The organism is Burkholderia sp. 3C (assembly GCF_054589155.1).
This window is the reverse complement of record NZ_BAAILN010000064.1, coordinates 6,762-10,165: the sequence shown is the minus strand read 5'-3', so window position 1 is coordinate 10,165 and position 3,404 is coordinate 6,762. Positions and strand designations below refer to the sequence as shown.

Here is a 3,404-nt window from a genome sequence, read left to right as displayed (position 1 = left end):
GGCGCGGAAATTGCCTTGCGCGTCGAAATCGGTAACGGGGAAAGACAGCAGCCCTTCGGAGATGATCTGCTTCAGTTCTTGCGGCGTGGTCATGAGGAGTCGTCCTGTGCGCGTGAGCGGATTCGGTCAATAACAGTTACGTTGTATGTCATCGTACAACATCGTTTTGGCTCGTGCAAGCGCCCGAAAGCCCGTAACAACCCGTATACGTGCGTTTCGTCGTCAGGGTTTACGCACGATCCCGCCGGCTCGGCCAGTGTTGTATGATGACTGTTAATTCATGGCAGTCGCACGAGGATTTCCCCGATGTCCCAGTCTCCCCTGTACATCCGCGTCCACCCGGACGACAACGTCGCGATCGTGGTCAACGACGGCGGCCTGCCCACCGGTGCGCAGTTTGCCGACGGCCTGACGCTCGTCGAAGGCGTGCCGCAAGGCCACAAGGTCGCGCTGGTCGATCTGAAGGAAGGCGATACGGTGCTGCGCTACAACGTCGTGATCGGCTACGCGTCGAAGGATCTGCCGCGCGGAAGCTGGGTCAACGAACGCACGCTGCGCATGCCTGAGCCGCCCGGCCTCGAAAACCTGCCGCTCGCCACCAAAAAAGCGCCCGAGCAGGCGCCGCTCGAAGGCTATACGTTCGAGGGCTACCGCAACGCGGACGGCTCGGTCGGCACCCGCAACATCCTGGCGATCACCACCACCGTGCAGTGCGTGTCGGGCGTGGTGGAGTTCGCGGTCGATCGGATCAAGCGCGAGCTGCTGCCGCGCTACCCGAATGTCGACGACGTGGTCGGCCTCGAACACACCTACGGTTGCGGCGTCGCGATCGATGCGCCGGGCGCGGAAATCCCGATCCGCACGCTGCGCAACATCAGCCTGAATCCGAACTTCGGCGGCGAAGTGATGATGGTGAGCCTCGGCTGCGAGAAGCTCCAGCCGGAGCGGCTGCTGCCGGCGGGCGCGATTCCGGTCGCGGCCGACAAGCCCGACAACGGCGGCGTGGTGTGCCTGCAAGATTCGGCGCACGTCGGCTTCATGTCGATGATCGACTCGATCGTCAGGATGGCGGAACAACATCTGGCGCGCCTGAACCTCCGCCGCCGCGAAACGGTGCCGGCGTCGGAACTGGTGGTGGGCGTGCAGTGCGGCGGCAGCGACGCGTTCTCGGGCCTGACCGCGAACCCGGCGGTGGGCTTCGCGGCCGACCTGCTGGTGCGCGCCGGCGCGACGATCATGTTCTCCGAGGTCACGGAAGTGCGCGACGGTGTCGCGCAACTCACTTCGCGCGCGGCCAACGAACAGGTCGCGCAGGACATCATCCGCGAAATGGCCTGGTACGACGCGTATCTGGAGCGCGGCCGGGTGGATCGCAGCGCGAACACCACGCCGGGCAACAAGAAGGGCGGCCTGTCGAACATCGTCGAGAAGGCGATGGGCTCGATCGTGAAGTCGGGCAGCTCGGCGATCTCGGGCGTGGTCAGCCCCGGCGAGCGGGCCAGGCAGAAGGGCCTGCTCTACACCGCCACGCCGGCCAGCGATTTCATCTGCGGCACGCTGCAACTGGCGGCCGGCATGAACCTGCACATCTTCACCACGGGCCGCGGCACGCCGTACGGCCTTGCGCAGGTGCCGGTGATCAAGGTGGCCACGCGCAGCGATCTGGCGCGCCGCTGGCATGACCTGATGGACGTCGACGCCGGCAGCATCGCCACCGGCGCGAAGACGATCGAGCAGGTGGGCTGGGAGATGTTCGAGCTGATGCTCGATGTCGCCAGCGGCCGCAAGACCTGGGCCGAACAGTGGAAGCTCGCGAATGCGCTGACGCTGTTCAACCCGGCGCCGGTGACCTGATCGAGCGCTCGGGCCGGTTTCAGGCCCGCTTCAGTCTGCATACCGCAAACCCGCCACGATCCTCACGGACCCGGCGGGTTTGTCGTTGATGGCGTGCGTTCCGGCAATTCTCCCGCCACGATCGATCGGTCTGCTTACTTGTTCGCCCCGAGCGCGCCGCGCAGGCGCTCCATCAGCGTGTAATAGCGTTGCTGGATTTCGGCGGCCGATTCGGGCGCGCCGGCCGAGAAGCGCTCGGCCCAGGCCGCGTGCCATGCGTAGCTCGCGTGCCGCGCGCGATCGCCGCTCGGGCCGGCGATCAGCGAGCGGATGCGCGCATCGTGCCCCGCGCCCGAATGCGTGTCGAACAGTGCGAGCATCAGCGCGTGATACGCGCGATAGATCGCATCGTCGAACAGGTGGCGGTACACATGCAGGGTCTTGTCCAGTTCGCGCTTGGTGCGGATCACCTGATCGGGCGTGATGTCCTTCCAGTCCCCCACCCACGTGTAGAAGCACAGCAGCGCGTTGAGCTTCGGCGCGATCTCGTCGTAGATCGCGAGGCGTTTCTCGATCAGCTTCTGGTTGGTCCACTGCACGAGTTCGAGGCGCTTGATGCGCCGGCTGATCAGCCAGCCGAGCGCCGTGACCGACAGCGGCGTGAGCACGCCGACGCAAAGCTTGACGATTTCGAAGGTGTTCGACGTGAGCGCGGGCATCGTCGTGAAGGAGCTCGAAGGGGCAGGAAACCGCAGCCTAGCAGGCGCGGATGTCATGCGGGAGGCGCGACCGGCGCGCATGCGACGCGAGATGGCGGCGGCGCGCATCTTTCGGTCGGCGTGGCGCGCGGGCCTGCGCCGATGCGCGTGGATGGCCGCGTGCGCATCGCGATCCGTTAGCAGAGCAGAAAATTTTTATCGGGGCTTGCCCGGATTGCGGGCGCCGATGCGGCATCGCCTGCGCCGCGCGGCGGCCCATGTGTAAAGTTTTGCTACAACCTTTTGCTTGGAACCCCGCGTGAAAGTTTTTAGTCTGGCGCATTCACCAGACGCGGCGCAGTTCCGCCGCGTCGTCAGTCCTATAAGGAGAGAGATATGACGCGTTCCGTCGATTCCGGCGTGATCTTCATCGCGAGGCTGTTGATGGCGGCCCTGTTTTTGTGGGGCGGCGTGATGAAACTGCTGGGGTACGGCGAATTCGTGGCGTATCTCAAGGGCATGTACGTGCCGTTCGCGCAGGTGTCGGCGCCGATCATCGTCGCCATCGAAGGCCTGGGCGGCCTGCTGCTGGTGGTCGGCTATCGCGTGAAGCCGCTCGCCTTGCTGCTTGCGCTCTATACGATCGCGACGGCGCTGATCGGCCACAATTTCTGGGACGCCACCAATTCCGCCGCGCAGCACGACATGGTGATCCACTTCTGGAAGAACGTGGCGATCGCCGGCGGCTTCCTGCTGCTGTACGTGACGGGCGCGGGCGGCGTGAGCATCGACGGCATGCGCCGGCCGAGCAATACGTTCGGCACGCTGCGCTGACCTCGCCCGGCTTGCGATCCGCTTTCCATTTCCGACGAA

At 65.2% G+C, this 3,404-nt stretch carries 3 protein-coding genes and 1 pseudogene; 2 read left to right on the top strand and 2 right to left on the bottom strand.

Going from position 1 to position 3,404, the window contains the following annotated elements; genetic code table 11:
• Positions 1–93: pseudogene (locus tag ACYP33_RS10170) on the bottom strand (5-dehydro-4-deoxyglucarate dehydratase); the annotation flags it as partial.
• Positions 94–306: 213 nt separating this feature from the next.
• On the opposite strand from ACYP33_RS10170, the gene garD reads away from it, so the two are divergent.
• Positions 307–1,854 (top strand): galactarate dehydratase, encoded by a 1,548-nt coding sequence (gene garD / locus ACYP33_RS10165; RefSeq protein WP_414441035.1) that lies wholly within the window; start codon positions 307–309, stop codon positions 1,852–1,854.
• 134 nt (positions 1,855–1,988) lie between these two features.
• Here the strand turns inward: garD and ACYP33_RS10160 are convergent, their stop codons facing one another.
• Positions 1,989–2,552: a hypothetical protein gene (locus ACYP33_RS10160; RefSeq protein WP_414441036.1), complete on the bottom strand. Its 564-nt coding sequence runs from the start codon at positions 2,550–2,552 to the stop codon at positions 1,989–1,991.
• A 375-nt stretch (positions 2,553–2,927) separates the two neighbouring features.
• On the opposite strand from ACYP33_RS10160, the gene ACYP33_RS10155 reads away from it, so the two are divergent.
• Positions 2,928–3,365, top strand: coding sequence for a DoxX family protein (locus ACYP33_RS10155; protein ID WP_414441037.1), 438 nt, complete (start codon positions 2,928–2,930; stop codon positions 3,363–3,365).
• Positions 3,366–3,404 lie beyond the last annotated feature (39 nt).